This window comes from Pseudomonas benzenivorans, assembly GCF_024397895.1.
In the GTDB taxonomy this organism is placed as follows: domain Bacteria; phylum Pseudomonadota; class Gammaproteobacteria; order Pseudomonadales; family Pseudomonadaceae; genus Aquipseudomonas; species Aquipseudomonas benzenivorans_A.
Map to the genome: position 1 here is coordinate 524,685 of NZ_CP073346.1, position 14,786 is coordinate 539,470.

At 54.5% G+C, this 14,786-nt stretch carries 13 protein-coding genes and 1 pseudogene; 7 read left to right on the forward strand and 7 right to left on the reverse strand.

Annotated features, from left to right (window positions below):
- Positions 1–44 precede the first annotated feature (44 nt).
- Positions 45–296: pseudogene (locus KDW96_RS02265) on the forward strand (IS66 family transposase); the annotation flags it as partial.
- A 257-nt stretch (positions 297–553) separates the two neighbouring features.
- Here the strand turns inward: KDW96_RS02265 and KDW96_RS02270 are convergent.
- Positions 554–1,483 (reverse strand): LysR family transcriptional regulator, encoded by a 930-nt coding sequence (locus KDW96_RS02270; protein ID WP_255838782.1) that lies wholly within the window; start codon positions 1,481–1,483, stop codon positions 554–556.
- A 169-nt stretch (positions 1,484–1,652) separates the two neighbouring features.
- Here KDW96_RS02270 and KDW96_RS22125 point away from each other — a divergent pair, with 169 nt between their 5' ends.
- Genes KDW96_RS22125 through KDW96_RS02295 form a run of 6 tightly spaced genes read left to right on the forward strand, consistent with a single transcriptional unit; the run spans position 1,653 to position 8,558 of the window.
- Entirely contained in the window at positions 1,653–2,267 is a 615-nt protein-coding gene (locus tag KDW96_RS22125) for a thermostable hemolysin (protein ID WP_370295287.1), read from the forward strand.
- A complete protein-coding gene (locus KDW96_RS02275; protein ID WP_255838783.1) occupies positions 2,267–3,799 on the forward strand; it encodes an AMP-binding protein in 1,533 nt (510 codons plus the stop codon). Before KDW96_RS22125 ends, KDW96_RS02275 begins: the two co-directional genes overlap by 1 nt.
- Positions 3,800–3,816: 17 nt before the next feature.
- A complete protein-coding gene (locus KDW96_RS02280) occupies positions 3,817–4,698 on the forward strand; it encodes a TauD/TfdA family dioxygenase (RefSeq protein ID WP_255838784.1) in 882 nt (293 codons plus the stop codon).
- Between the two features lie 9 nt (positions 4,699–4,707).
- A complete protein-coding gene (locus KDW96_RS02285) occupies positions 4,708–5,832 on the forward strand; it encodes an aminotransferase class III-fold pyridoxal phosphate-dependent enzyme (RefSeq protein ID WP_255838785.1) in 1,125 nt (374 codons plus the stop codon).
- On the forward strand, positions 5,810–7,159 hold the full coding sequence (locus KDW96_RS02290) for an aspartate aminotransferase family protein (RefSeq protein ID WP_255838786.1): 1,350 nt from the start codon (positions 5,810–5,812) through the stop codon (positions 7,157–7,159). The genes KDW96_RS02285 and KDW96_RS02290 overlap by 23 nt, the downstream gene beginning before the upstream one ends.
- The gene (locus KDW96_RS02295; RefSeq protein WP_255838787.1) at positions 7,152–8,558 is read left to right on the forward strand and encodes an amidase; all 1,407 of its coding nucleotides are present in this window, start codon (positions 7,152–7,154) and stop codon (positions 8,556–8,558) included. Before KDW96_RS02290 ends, KDW96_RS02295 begins: the two co-directional genes overlap by 8 nt.
- Positions 8,559–8,561: 3 nt before the next feature.
- On the opposite strand, the gene KDW96_RS02300 is transcribed toward KDW96_RS02295, so the two are convergent.
- The 6 genes from KDW96_RS02300 to KDW96_RS02325 form a co-directional block, all read right to left on the reverse strand.
- Positions 8,562–9,473: a DMT family transporter gene (locus KDW96_RS02300; protein ID WP_255838788.1), complete on the reverse strand. Its 912-nt coding sequence runs from the start codon at positions 9,471–9,473 to the stop codon at positions 8,562–8,564.
- A gap of 63 nt (positions 9,474–9,536) precedes the next feature.
- Positions 9,537–10,340 carry an arylamine N-acetyltransferase family protein gene (locus KDW96_RS02305; RefSeq protein WP_255838789.1) on the reverse strand — a complete coding sequence of 268 codons (804 nt, stop codon included), beginning with the start codon at positions 10,338–10,340 and terminating at the stop codon, positions 9,537–9,539.
- 26 nt (positions 10,341–10,366) lie between these two features.
- Positions 10,367–11,554, reverse strand: a complete 1,188-nt coding sequence (locus tag KDW96_RS02310) for a cyanate transporter (protein WP_255838790.1) — start codon at positions 11,552–11,554, stop codon at positions 10,367–10,369.
- 168 nt (positions 11,555–11,722) lie between these two features.
- A complete protein-coding gene (locus KDW96_RS02315) occupies positions 11,723–12,106 on the reverse strand; it encodes a VOC family protein (protein WP_255838791.1) in 384 nt (127 codons plus the stop codon).
- Between the two features lie 71 nt (positions 12,107–12,177).
- Entirely contained in the window at positions 12,178–13,290 is a 1,113-nt protein-coding gene (locus KDW96_RS02320) for an S-(hydroxymethyl)glutathione dehydrogenase/class III alcohol dehydrogenase (RefSeq protein WP_255838792.1), read from the reverse strand.
- 11 nt (positions 13,291–13,301) lie between these two features.
- On the reverse strand, positions 13,302–14,450 hold the full coding sequence (locus tag KDW96_RS02325; protein ID WP_255838794.1) for an aromatic ring-hydroxylating oxygenase subunit alpha: 1,149 nt from the start codon (positions 14,448–14,450) through the stop codon (positions 13,302–13,304).
- Between the last annotated feature and the right edge of the window lie 336 nt (positions 14,451–14,786).

The window sequence follows — 14,786 nt, forward strand, 5'->3', positions numbered from 1 at the left end:
GCATATCGCTGCACGAGTTCCACTGAACTCGGCGAACAAGCCGCCAACCGCACATCGCAGGGCAGAGCACCCTGGACAAGGCTATGAGCTATGTGGCCAGCAACTGGGGCAAGTTGGAGCGCTACATCGAGGCAGGTTACCTGCCGATCGACAACAACCGAGCCGAGAACGGTATCCCACCCTTCGCCATCAGCCGCAAGAACCCGCTGCTCAGAGACAAGCCCGCACCCTGCTAGCCCGCCAAAGCCAATAGGCAGGAGCCCTATACCTGGCTGCATCGTGTACTGGAGCACTTACATTCCGAGAATGGGCTAAGAACACTACACAGTTAATGATGCCGTTCTCCCATTGAACCTGCTGATGGCCTGCCGAGACCTACTGAACACAGCAGGCGAGGCACGCCTCTGATGCAGGGAATGGCTACTGCGAGGCGCTCGCAGCAGCCAAAAGGCATGGAAAAAGCGACGACTTTGATCATATTTCGACCTGCCTTCGCAGTTAAAATTGCGAATGGCGAGTTGGTCGAAAAATGTTGGTCTACTTCAGACCATCGCTAGAAAATCGAGGATGTCACTTTCGATATCTGATCGCGAAACCAAGTATTTACCGGGTCTCGATCTGCGCGCTCATTCCAAAGCATGTTTAGGGTAAAGGATGGTATACCGCTCGGTGGCTCACAGCACGCAACCCAGTCCTCACCGCATAACTGGGAAACAATACGAGTGGGCAAAGTTAATATATAATTCGTCCCTTTGAGCAATCTTACTGCAGAGCTATACGTATTCGCTCGAGCGATGATATCGCGCCTTAAGCTCTGCTGAGCAAGCCACCCGTCGACCATGTTTGTCGCGGTACTCCAAGGTGTCGGATATACATGACGCCTTGACAGAAACTCAGCCATATTGAATGCACGTGTAGTAGGCGCATGACTAGAGTCAACCACACAGACCAGATCATCCTGTAGCAATGTTTGTGACTTTAGACCAGGATGCCTTCTGTGATAATTGGGCCCGAAACATATAGCAAGGTCTATCGCCCCGCTGCTCATTTCTTCGACAGGTACATCCTGACCAAATTTTTCGACATTTACAGTCACTGGATGCCCAGCGCCATGAAACTCAGCCAACAACATTGGCAAGATCAGAAGCTCGAAATATTCGGGCGCTTGGACATTGAATACTGCAACCTCTCCACATGGCAAGGCCGGCATCGTACCCGCATAGCATAAATTGATACACTCAAGGATGCGCAGTATATGCGGATAAATATTCGTTGCCTTTTCTGTAGGCCTCATTCCACCTCGTGCGGGAACGAAAAGCTCATCCTCCAGCCCTGCGCGCAGCTTCTTCAAACAATAGCTCACCGTGGACTGACTTACGCATAGAGACTCGGACACCTCAGTGACGCTCCCCCTCTCATACACGTGCACAAATACAGTCAGGTCCTGCATATCTAGCTTACGTAGCAAATTACTGTTCAGCATTAGTCTTCTAGTCCCTTAGCACATCATTCCGATATTTTCATTAAACCTTGGTCGTAAGCGCGCACTCAAAAAATAGGCCACGGATTCGGCTAATTAAATTATGCGACGCCTTGTTTCCGAATACTTTCTGCCTCGCTGCACTCCCAGTAAATTCCATCGGAGAAGAGGAATGTTAATTCGAGTCACCGAGAGCCAGGCCCCCCTATGGAAGGACGCATCAGAGGTGGTCAGGCAAAAATTTAGCAAGTCATATGACGCAGACATTGAGCCTTCGCCTCAGTATTTCGTTGTTACCCAGACCCCCGAAGAGAAGATCATTGCCTGTGCAGGTATCACATTTGCTGACGATCGCACTCTTTTTTCGGAGCAATATTTGTCTCGGCCTATCGAGCAGATACTGTCTGACCGCTTTGGAAAGGAGGTCGATCGCGCGAACATAGCAGAAATAGGCAGTCTCACATCGCATCACATCACAGCCGGCATGATCCTAGTAAACATGATCCCCCTCCTCGCTTGGTGTATGGGTGCCCATTATCTGCTCTGCACGGTAACGCCTCACGTTCGTAGGATGATGGAGAGCTGTCAAATCGAGTTCTCTCCCCTCCTCACTGCGGACCCTGGCTGCCTGCGAGAAGATGACGGGGCCAACTGGGGTAGCTACTACGCGCAACAGCCGGTTACCGGGTTCATCAGGGTCGACCCAAAGCGGTCGCGTTTTGCTGCCATGACTCTCAGTACGCTCTTCACGCACACCCCCGCAGAATTTCCGAGGAGGGCGTCCTGATGAGCGACAACTTTCTCCAATCACTGCAGCAATCGTTTACGAATAATCAGGAAAAAGTCTGCATTGTAGACCTAATAGACAATCCATCCGGCCCACACAGAGCCCTTACCTACAGTCAGGTTGAGCAAAGCTCGCTTGGGCTCGCAGCTGAGATTCTCAATCGCTTTCATGGCGGACCTCGCCGACCAGTGATAGGCATCCTGGCCAGAAACAGCAGCGAGTGGGTCGTAGCAGACTTGGCCTGCTTGCTCTCTGGAAGCACTTCCTTGCCGCTACCTCTAGCCTTCAGTCGAGCGCAGGCAGAGCACTTGGCTACGCGATGCGACGGCTTTCTTGTCGATGCAGCGGGGGCTCGGACACTGAAAGAAAAATGGGGTCTTGATCTCGATGAGCGCTCCGTACTGCGTCTAGGCGAAGCGCCTCAAGCTAGCGTCCTGGACTGGCCTACGGAGCAGCGCGACGACTGGACCTGCAAGGTCATTCATACCTCCGGTACAACCAATCGGCCCAAAGGGGTGCAACTGAAGATTTCGGCAATTGGCCGGGTACTCAACTCGTTGAGAGAAGGCATGCCGCGAGACGCGCACCACAACTATCTTTCGGTGGTTCCCTTGAGCCTGCTCCTCGAGCAAATCACTGCGGTCTACATGCCTATTCTCTGCGGTGGTACGGTCCACTTCCTTGCCGAGTCGACACCCTTGCTCGGTGAACCGGAAGCTACAGCCGACAAGATTATCCGGTGGCTCCTAGCTGTTCAGCCAACAGCGATGACTGTCCCTCCCATGATGATCACCCGCTTCAACGAAATTATTGACGCGGACGAGCCTATAGCTTGTGAGCTGTATAAATACCTGTCGACCAGAGTTCACATTACTTGCGGTGGTGCATCAGTAAGCACGGACACCATGCGCTGCCTGGCAAGCCGGGACATTCATGTGTTCCAAGGATACGGACTCAGTGAGAACGCGTCTGTCGTCAGCATGAATACTTCGCAGCACCAACGGATTGGCAGCGTCGGCAAGCCCCTACCCCACGTATCTGTACGTGTCGGCGCTGACGCCACAATCGAGATCAACAGCCCATCGCTTTTCGACGGTTACTCTGGTGACGATCCCAGTGCCTGCTCATTTACGGCAGATGGCTGGCTCGACACGGGAGATCTCGGCGCACTAGACGAAGAGGGCTATCTCTACGTTCATGGTCGAAAGAAGAACGTCATCTGCCTACCCAACGGACGAAATGTATGTCCCGAACAAGTGGAAGTGGAGCTTCGTCGACATGAGGGAGTTCAGGACGCTGCCGTTTTCCTGCATGACGAACATGGAGTGGTTGCCCTGATCGTCAGCGAAGGCGACTTGCGGCAAGCCAGTCTCTCCGCATGGTGCAAGGAAAAATTCTCTGATATCGAGAGACCAAGTGCCTTCTGGATCATGCCTCTGACCGACCCGGCGATCTCAGAACTGTACACGGTAACAGGAAGGCCCAAGCGGGCCGAGATTGCGTCAGCCTATGCCAGGTATCTAGCTGTTTAGTCAAAAGGAATGACTTCATGGAAAACCATGCCTCCCAAATAGAAACCCCCAATATTGCAGTGGTCGCGCCTCATCAGTTCGCCAAGCTAGGAACTGCTGAACTATTCGAATTAGTCGGCGAGTACGGCGCTGTCTTGTTCCGAAACTGTATTCACAGCCCCGAAGCTTTTAGCGAGCTGGTCAAGCAGCACAGTTCCCGGTTGAGCCTGGACCCAGCGAGACAGATGGTTGGCGGTGCCGCTCAATTGGTGGACGCGGGTACTCAGGCCGTTGGCTTGCACTGCGAGAACGGCAATTCGCCCTTCTGGCCGGATCTAACCTGGTTCTATTGCCATGAGGCTCCCCGAAAAGGCTCGCAGACAACGATCTGTGACGGAGAAGTGGTGCTTGCCCGACTGTCGGAGCCCTGCCGCTCATTTTTTGAGGAAAACGCTATTCGCTACAGTCGAACAGTCTCAGGGGAGAAATGGCGTCGCCTGGTGTGTCACTACAAGAGCGAGTCAGTCGATCCGCGCGACGTGCAGATCGACGATCTACTGAAAATTATCGACGCAGACGAGAACACTCGAATCGCCTACGACCCTGCAGAAGACTCGATTCATTATGCATTTACTGTATCGGCCATCCAAATTTCCAGCTTCAGCAACCGACCCGCTTTTGCAAATAGCATTCTAGGCCCCTCCTTCAACTATGAGCGCCCTGTAATTGACACGGCGCATGGCCATCCAATTCCAGCGAAATTCATATCTGAAATCGAAACAATCTCTACGCGCAGCACTCACCCAATCGGCTGGCGGGATCATGACTTGGTAATGATTGACAACAAACGTGTCATGCACGGGCGGGAACCAATCACCGACGGCCGCCGCATAATTTTTAACGCATTAAGCTATCGCTAAGGAGCCTATATGACGGTCAATAACTGCGTCGTTTCGGGTCTCTTTGAGTCGTATCGCGACAGCAACGGGTCTACGATAATTGATCTGTCCGGTGGTTTTGGATTTCAAGTACCGGAAATAATTGACGCTGTGATACGCCAGGCGGACCTGATGGGTCTTTCGAACCGAGTGCTCGTTTCCGAACCACTCATTAACCTGTGCACAACAATAGCGACCCTGCTACCTGATCCACTGGATAACTCCTACGTCTGCAACTCTGGAGATGAGGCGTTCGAGGGCGCACTTAAACTGTGCAAAGGGCTACATCCAAAGCGTAAAACCATCGTTTATCTCGAGGGTGGTGACTATGGATCGCTTAGCTATGGCCGCTGCATGGGCGCTCCTGATCTTTATCAGGAAATGACGCGATTCCTGGGCCTTCGCCTGAAGCCAATTAAGACGCCAGACGACCTTTCAACGGTTGACTGGAGCGACTGCTTCGCAGTTTGCCACACCTACTTACACTACGACGCCGCTGGCAAGCTGGGCCTTCCCTCGGATGGAACGCTCGAATGCATGTACCGTCAGGCTAGAGGCGCCGATGTACCGATCGTTGGTATGGATGCCGATACCTGCATGGGCAGCTTGGGGACCATGTTCGGCTATCAACGCGTAGGCCGTGCTCCGGACATTGTTGTCATCGGTGGGAGCCTTGGAGGGGGGGCTGTTCCTATTGGTATGTACACCTGTCCCGAAGCGATGGCGTACCGCGTATACGGGCGAAGCACGCCGGCTAAGCACGGCAGCACAACGGCCGGCAACCCTCTGGCCTGCATAGCCGCCCTGGCGGTTCTTGAGTATGCCCAGCGTACTGATACGCCTCAACGCTGTATCAGCAACGGCCAGTTGGTGGCAAATGCACTGTGCCGTCTTGGAGCGCGCTCCATCGGAAGCGTGGTCTCTGTCCCCGTCGAGGATCGAACCGTACTGCAAGGTATTCAGCAACGACTGTTATCTCAGGGGCTGTACATACCAGAGCCTGTCGGACCGGAACTGGTTTTGCGTTTACCAATTACAGCCCGCCCAGAGGTTCTTATGCGCGCCATTACAGTTGTCAGGGAGACCATGAGTAATGTCATCAACTTTGCAGCTTGATCAAATTCTCAACAACTGTGAGCGCCATTGGAGTGCTTCGGCCGCCAAGCTCTACCGGATCGCTCGTACATCCGTAGAGAAAGAGTCAGATGGAGTCCATGTTACCGACCATACCGGAAAATCCTTCATCGACTGCGCGTGCAGCTATGGGGTATTCATCGTCGGTCATCGAAATCCCTGCGTCCGCGAGTCGGTACAAGCACAGCTTGCCGATATGGCGTGGACACCTCCGGGTCGTACAAATCCCGTCCGCGAAGCCTTGTCGGAGCGATTACGCCATATCGTTCCAGGGGAATGGGAAGACATTCGTTACTTCGTCTCGGGTGCAGAGGCGATCGAGCAAACCATGCGCTACGTGTTGAAGGTGCAGAAACACCGCCGTGGCATAGTCGTAATGACGCACTCGTATCACGGCAAAACACTCGCGGCCATGTCGATACTCGGCCAACAACAGCACCACCGGTCTTATGGAACGTCAACCAAGGAAGTGACGTACGTACCCTACGGTGATTTTGCTGCGTTGCAGCGAGCAGTTGGGGACGGTGTGTGTGCCGTATACGTCGAGCCAATCCTCGGCGGAGCCCATCTGGAGGTGCCGCCGGTAGGCTACATGGCGAATATCAGAGCACTATGTGATTCCACAGGAACTCTTCTGATCGCAGATGAAATCCAAACCGGTTTCGGCCGCTGCGGAAAGTGGTTTGCGATCGAGTACGACCAAATTGTCCCTGACATCATGGTTTTGTCGAAAGGACTTACCGGCGGATATACCTCATTCGCCTGCGCACTCTATAGCTCAAGACTTTCACAACTGTATCCGCTTGAGTCCATCGAGCCCGACAATCGTTCAATGGGTGGGCACCCGACGGCATGCGCATCTGCCCTGGCAGCAATTGACTACATCCAGCAGAACGGACTGATTGAAAAAGCGAGGGTGAACGGCGGGATTTTGCGTAACGGGTTGCATCGCTTAGCCCAGCGCTTCCCTGAAATAATCGAGGACGTACCAGGGGTTGGCATGATGACCGGCCTTCGGTTACGCGGCGCTGTATATGAAGCCCTGATGAGCATGGAGCTCAGCAAGCGAGGTGTGCATGCCGGGAACTCAATGAACGAAAAGGCCAGCAACCCGGTCCTCCGCTTCTACCCGCCATTGAACATAGCTCCCGAGGCCATTTTGCATGTCCTAGACATGACTGAGCAGGCCCTCGATGCAATCGCTAGCCGACCCAAAATTAGCGTAAAGGCCTTCTCCCTGGTCGTTCGAAACATGTATCAGATACCCAACCGCTTTCTAGGCTTTAAACGAGGGACCGCTAATGCTTAATATTGACCAGATGACGCTTCAGGAAATGGCCGGCTATATACGCAGAGGCGAGCTCACCAGCGAAGCGCTTGTAACGCACTACCTTGATCGCATTGATCAAGTGAATCCCAAGATAAACGCTGTGGTCATCGTCGCTGAGCGTGAAGAGCTATTACGGAACGCGCGGCAAGCGGACGAGCAGGCTTCGCTCGGTGAATTTATAGGTCCGCTACACGGTGTACCGGTGACGATCAAGGATGTCTGCCATGTAAAAGGTTACTCAATGTCCCGCGGCATTGCAGAGCTGAAGGGAGCTCCCAGTACCCAAGATGCAACCGTGGTTGCTAGGCTTCGCGAAGCCGGAGCACTTATTCTGGGCATCACAAATGTTCCAGAGCTCTGCATGGCTTTCGAGACCGATAACCTGCTGTACGGCCCGACGCTCAACCCACATGACCTGCTGCGCTCGGCCGGCGGGAGCAGCGGCGGTGAAGCAGCAGCTATTGCGTCCGGATGCTCTCCAGCCGGGCTTGGTTCAGATGCCTGCGGCAGCGTGCGAATTCCGGCACATTTCAACGGCATATCGAGCCTGAAACTTACTCAGGGGCGGGTTCCGCTAACCGGCCAGTTTCCGAAAGAACGATCAGGTCTCTTCCACCTCACCTCGGCATTCGGTGTGATGGGGCGCTATGTTGATGATTTAGAACTGCTTGGACGTATCATCAGCGGTGCCGATGGTAGAGACCCGGACACCACAGACGCCCCGTTTGTCCCAAGCGTGCCCCTGGCAGACATGAGGGTCGCCCTCTTTTACGAGTCGAACCGGATGCCACTTAGCAAATGCGTCCGAAGCGTGGTGGACCGCGTCGCAGCGCTATTAAAGCAAACTACGGGTAGCGTTACGCCAGATTGCCCTCCAAACCTTGAAGAGGCCTCCGATGTTCTGTGGAGGGCCTTCATCACAGGCGGCGATTCGGGGCGTGCCTGGAAGTCCATGTTCACCGCCATGGGCAAAACGGCGTTCTCGCCGGCGCTGAACAAGCTTCTTGAGTTCAGCGAGAAGGTTGAGCTCACGGTCGACGAACTAAAACAGGACTGGGTCATGATTGATACGTTCCGCTTTCAACTTGCGCAGTTCTTCGACTCCTACGACGTACTCATCACTCCAGTTTTTCCGGACGTTGCCTTTAGGCACGGCAAGTCCATGGATGACCCGCGCCAGTTCGGCTTCGTATTCCCGTTTAGCCTGTCAGGATCACCTGCAGTGGTCATTCCTGCTGGGAAAGACAGCGGAACAGGGCTACCGATCGGTATCCAGATTGTCGGGCCTCACTGGCGAGAAGAGAGTCTTCTTACTTTGGCCAAGCACATCGAACGAGAACTTGGAGCCTGGCGACCGGTCACTCCGTCGCCAGATTAACGCCTAAGCGGCGGCAGAACCTCGCCGTTTTCCAACCTGGAACAGAGCAAACATCCCAAAACCTACCATTAGCGCACCGGTGATTTCTAAGATCACCGGTGTCTGCTTAAACCAAAACCAGTGGCATGCTGTGGTAATGAGCGTGCTCAGGTAGATGTACGAAATCACAGTGGCGGGAGCAATTGAGGCGGTTGCGCGGTGGAGTAGCCAGAACGTACCAAGTGTAGCGAACAGCGCTAGATAGAAGAGCCATCCGATATCCGCGACATCAAGCAGAGCCGCCGTTCGCCAACCCCCATCGTAAAAGGTATAGCCCAACAGAAAAACTGCCCCGAACAGCATATTCCAGAAGGTCATCCCGACTGGGCTACGCTGTCGCAGACTATCTTTCTTCAGCCATTGACTGAGCGGTGAGTATACGGCCATGGCCAGGCATCCTGCCGCATAGACCAGGATTGGATACGGTTCCGAAACCACTACGTGGCCTGCTCGGCCGATGATTAGAAGCGCCGCACCTGATGCCCCCATGAGCATAGGCATAATGCGCCCCCGGCTGTTTGCCGAGGGAATAAGGCGAAGTTCAATGCCCAGTGTCATGAGCGGTACAAGCGTGAATAGCAGTGCCGTAGTAACGACGCTTGTATGGCGCAGAGCCTCAAACAACGACGCAAAGTAGACGGCTAGAAGCAGACCTAGCCATGCATGCCCAGCTAGGTGTGACCGACTCAGCGACGCCTCTCCACGCAAGAAAACCAAAGGCAGAAACAGCACAGCCGAGAAAGCCAACCTAAGCGCAGTTAGAAATATAGGATCTACGGAGCCTGTGACTTCAGCAGCTGCATAGAATGACGATGTGATCAGTACCGCCCAAAGAGCCATCCCAGAGTGTGCCGCGGTGTGACTAACCTGATTCATCTGTACCCCTCATAAAGACCAAAGTCATCATGGGCGGACTCAGCACATGCCGGATCTCATTTTTTAGGTACTCGTCTGCAATATCTCGTTTGGACTCGGGTATCTATCCGCCTTAGCAGCAACACGGAAAGCAGCTAGCGCTTCTTTAGTGGTCAGATTGACCCCAAAATTCTGGGCCAGACAATGGGACAGCTGCCCAGCGGACTCCAGTCGCACGGCACCACCGCATACCGGGTCCTGATAACGTGTATTGACTAGAGATTTTCTTCGCCCGCCGACGTACCTAGTAGCAACTAAATTCGAGGATACGAAGCTGTCAGGTGACATAGACGAGAACACGTTCGCCGCGATAATCTCCTCTTCATATGCAGTCTGCTCAGGAAACTGATACATGTCGCACCAGCCGCCATTCACTCTTAACTGCAGGATCCGCCCACCTTCTTCCCCGACAATACGGAAGGAAAGCGTATGTTGTGACTGAGACACCCCAATACGTTCCAGTCTAAGCGGCCATAGCAAGCCTAAACCGAAGCCGGTATCACACAGGTACTCGGCGTCTTCAACATGAACAATTGAAACCAAGTGCGAGGGCCGCTGGGTCGCATTGCCGGCTCCGTAAAGCACAATAGCAAGATGCGGACTGCACTTGAATCCCGCTATTTCAAGCTCCGCCCTGAACCAGGTATTCAGTTCATGACAGTATCCGCCGCCATAGCGCCTCAAGGCCGAAGATATAGTGCCCGGGCAGAGCCCGGGAGCACCATTCAGAAGCGCATTCAGATTATTGAAGCTGTATTTTCTGGTCCATGCGCGATGCAGCCTATACAGATCCCTCAACGAGGAGCGCGTTTTAGGCGTAACTTCCATACAACGTGAATCGCAAGTTATTTTTTTCAGATGTAGTGCCTAGAGTAATGTCGAGGGTTGAACTGGAATACCATCAAAAGCATTACTGCTGAAATAATTGCCAGACTCCACCAGGCCCATTCGAAGCTGCTCATTTGATCACGTACTATTCCGGCTAACAGCGGTGATAGCCCTGCGATGAGATAACCGATCCCTTGGACAAAAGCGGCCAGCCCTCCGGCACGCATTGGACTGTCGATGTGATCCATAGACACGATCAAACTCATCGGGAACAGCCCGCCGATACCAAGACCAAGCAGGCAGGGCCAGAGAAGACTGAGTTTATTTGGAGAAACTACAAGTCCGGCAAATCCTATGATGATAAGGAAAAGCAAAACGACGAGAACTTTACGTCGATCGTGACTCTTGTTAGCGATGGCTGGCGTGGCAAGTCCGGAGATCACTTCCATCGTCGTGAGTAGCCCCAGGATCAAACCGGCATGCTGCTCAGTCCATCCTTTTTCTACATAGTACGGTGCCAACCATGCCAGCACACATGTGTACGACGAGGTTCCTAATCCGAAGAATATCGCGAGGAGCCACGACCGACTGTTTGAAAAGTGTTTCTCCCGTTGAGAAGAGTTTCCTATGACAACCGAATCAGCACTGGTTTTCTGAGTCATCCAAACGACCAACGCCAGGGCAGAAAGTCCTGCCCAGATGCTGAGTCCCAAGCGCCAACTCCCCGTGATCTCCAGTACCAAGGGCGAGAACGAAGCGGCTAGAGCCGCGCCCCCCATGATCGAGGTGACGTACAGTCCCATATACAGGGACACATTTGGTGCGTATCTCGCTTTAATGAAAGCAGGCATTACCGCTTGAACAATCGCTATCCCAATTCCTGCCAATACAGCCGTGAAGACCAGCGTGGCGCCAGTATCGACAAACAGCCTAGTACCGGTAGCCAGGGTGATTATGACCAGCGATAAAACGATAGCCCGGTGTTCTCCAATAGCCTTGGCGACACCAATCCCCACGAACATGGCAAGCCCCATGGCCATGACAGGGAGCATCGTCAGAAGGGAGGCCATGGAAAACGTAAGAGGTACATCCTGGCGAATGGCAGACAGAATTGGACCTATAGCAGCCATTGAAGGCCTAAGATTTAGCGCCACAAGTACAATACTTACCGTCAGAACGACGACAGTAGCGCGCACAGTTTGAGTCTGTTCCATACCGGCACCACAAATGAGTTGGCCTTCGATTAAGCCCGCTAGCATTTAGGTGCAACAAACAAAAAAATAGATTTTGAACACTAAAAAATGAGTTGAATCGCCCTTGATTTCGTGGAGGCCGTATAAATCAGGCGGAAGCGGCGCCTAAGAGGCGCCGCTGAAACCACATTACTCGGCTTGGAAGCAGTACACAGCAAGCTTGTTGCCGTCCAGGTCGCGAGCGTAAGCAGCATAGGCATTTGGTGCCCAGTCGCGAGTGCCGGCGGCACCTTCATCTTTGCCGCCAGCAGCAACAGCTGCTTCGTGGAAGGCGTTAATGGCGGCGCGATTTGGAGCTTCGAAGCTGACAGTTACGCCGTTACCCACAGTAGCAGGCTGGCCGTTTGCAGGCTTGAGCACGAAGAAGGAAGGCTTGTCCACGCCCCAGATCGAGCCGTTATCGCCGAGGTCAGCGATCCGCTTTAAGCCGATCTTCCCGAGCGCCTCGTCGTAGAACTTACGAGCTTTTTCCAAATCATTGGTGCCAACAGTTACATGAGTGAAGTTCGACATAAATTTCTCCGATTCGTGGTGGATAGTTGTGGAGCGTGATCGGTACATCCGAAGATGCACCGAATGAATGCTTAGAAGTGAATTACCGTGCGGATGCTCTTGCCTTCGTGCATCAACTCAAACGCCTTATTGATATCGTCCAGCGGCATGTTGTGGGTGATGAAGGTGTCCAGCGGGATCTCACCCTTCTGCGACCTCTCGACATAACCCGGCAGCTCGGTGCGGCCCTTGACGCCACCGAAGGCGCTACCACGCCAGACCCGGCCGGTGACCAGCTGGAATGGACGGCTGCTGATCTCGGTACCGGCCGGCGCCACGCCGATGATGGTCGACTCGCCCCAGCCCTTGTGGCAGCACTCCAGGGCCGCACGCATCAGCTGCACATTGCCGATGCACTCGAAGCTGTAATCGACACCACCGTCGGTCATCTCGACGATGACGTCCTGGATCGGCTTGGCATGGTCCTTGGGATTGACGAAGTCGGTCATGCCCAGCTCACGGGCCACGGCCTCCTTGGCCGGGTTGATGTCGATACCGATGATGCGCGAGGCCTTGGCCATCTTCGCACCGATGATCGCCGCCAGGCCGATGCCGCCCAGACCGAAGATCGCCACGGTGGCGCCCTCTTCGACCTTGGCGGTGTTGAGCACCGCACCGATGCCGGTGGTGACGCCGCAGCCCAGCAGGCAGACCTTGTCCAGCGGCGCTTCCTTCGGGATCACGGCAACCGAGACTTCCGGCAGCACGGTGTACTCGGAGAAGGTCGAGCAGCCCATGTAGTGGTAGACCGGCTGACCCTGGTAGGAGAAGCGCGAGGTGCCGTCCGGCATCAGGCCCTTGCCCTGGGTGGCACGGACCGAGCTGCACAGGTTGGTCTTGTTGGACTTGCAGAACTTGCACTGGCCGCACTCGGCGGTGTACAGCGGGATCACGTGATCGCCCACTTTGACCGAGGTCACTCCTTCGCCAACCGCCTCGACCACGCCACCGCCCTCGTGACCGAGGATGCAGGGGAACACGCCCTCGGAATCCTGACCCGACAGGGTGTAGGCATCGGTATGGCAGACACCGGTGGCGACAATGCGCACCAGCACTTCGCCGGCCTGGGGCGGCGCGACATCTACTTCGACGATTTTCAGAGGTTCATTAGGGCCGAATGCAACAGCGGCGCGCGACTTAATCATGGAAGTAACTTTCATTGTTGAGCCACTCGTTTGGCAATGTAACGTGCAAAGTCATAGTTAGGACGTTCCAGGTGGCTCAAGTGGCCAGGCTTCGCGAGCGGCGCCCGCACTCCGCGCATCACCGCCTCCACACCTTGGCGGTCTTCGGCATTGACTTCGTCGAGCAAGGTTTTGAGGCTACTCAGGTATTCAGCCGCTTTGGGATCGTTCATGAACTCCGGAGACAGGCCGCCGCCAAAGCGGATGTGCACCTGATCCACACCGTGCGGCTGCAGGATCAGGTACCAGAAATACCCAGGGGTCAGGGTAATCAGATGGCTGGGGTAAATGCTGAGCAGCGCTGTGGTCTTGCGCCAGTGCCCTTCCAGGTGCTGGTTGTCAGGGTGCGCATTACCAATCGCAAGCGACGCTTCCTTGGTGATCCAGTGGTAATTGAACGCCTCATAGCCCGGCGGACACTCCATTTCATCGAGCCGCGAGTGCGGCCCGACCGTCGCCCGATGCAGCATGGGCAGGTGGTAACTTTCCATGAAGTTCTCGGCCAGGATCTTCCAGTTGCTGTCCCAGATGTGTTCTTCCTGGAAGGTCTCGACGTAGTCCTCCATTCGGTAGTGTCCGATCAGCGCCTCGAGCTCGCTCAGGTGCTCATTCAGTGGTGGCAATTGTTCGTCCAGCGTCACATAGACCCAGCCCTGCCAAACCTCACAACGCACGCTGGGCAACTGGTAGTCACTTTTGCAAAAGCCGCTCTGGCGATCCATTTGTGCCGCACCGCGAAGCTTCCCTTCCAGGTCGTAGCCCCAGGCGTGATAGGGGCAAACGATGGAGCGTACATTGCCACTGCCCTGCAGCAGCACCGACATACGATGCAGGCAGACGTTGGAAAAGGCGCGGATCTGCTGCTGGTTATCGCGAAGCACCACCACCGGTTGGCCAGCCACATCACAAGTCAGATAATCGCCGGTATTCTGCAAACGACTGGCACGGCCCACGCATACCCATTGCGTGCGAAAAAGTTGCTGCTTTTCGAGTTCGAGAAACTGTGCAGAGGTGTAGACCTCTGGCGGCATTGACCGGGCATCGGAAAAATCCCGATCACAGTTTTCCTGCAGCATTGCGGTGAGTTCGGCCACGGGCGTGGGAGTAATCAACTGTGCCATGAAAGCTCCTCAGAAAGACGTTGCGACAAGCGTCATGCGGCGCGAACACAAGTGATTGCGGTGCATGACTCGCTTGTAGGGCGAGCGGTTGAAAGGATGTTGGCCGAGCAGGGTGGATAAATAAAGTAGTAAAAATCTGCCTTGAGCTGATAAAAATAATGCTCAGCAACGGGCGGTTCTGGTACGTCTCGCGTCCTTTTTGTGCGAACCTGAAACGATCTGATCGCTGGTGCAAAGGCCGGCAGGCTCGATCGTTTGAAGGCAGATATCAATCTGTGGAGTGATTGTGGCGAGCAGGATCATCCTGTCTTGAACTTGCACTGGCCTTGAGTAATA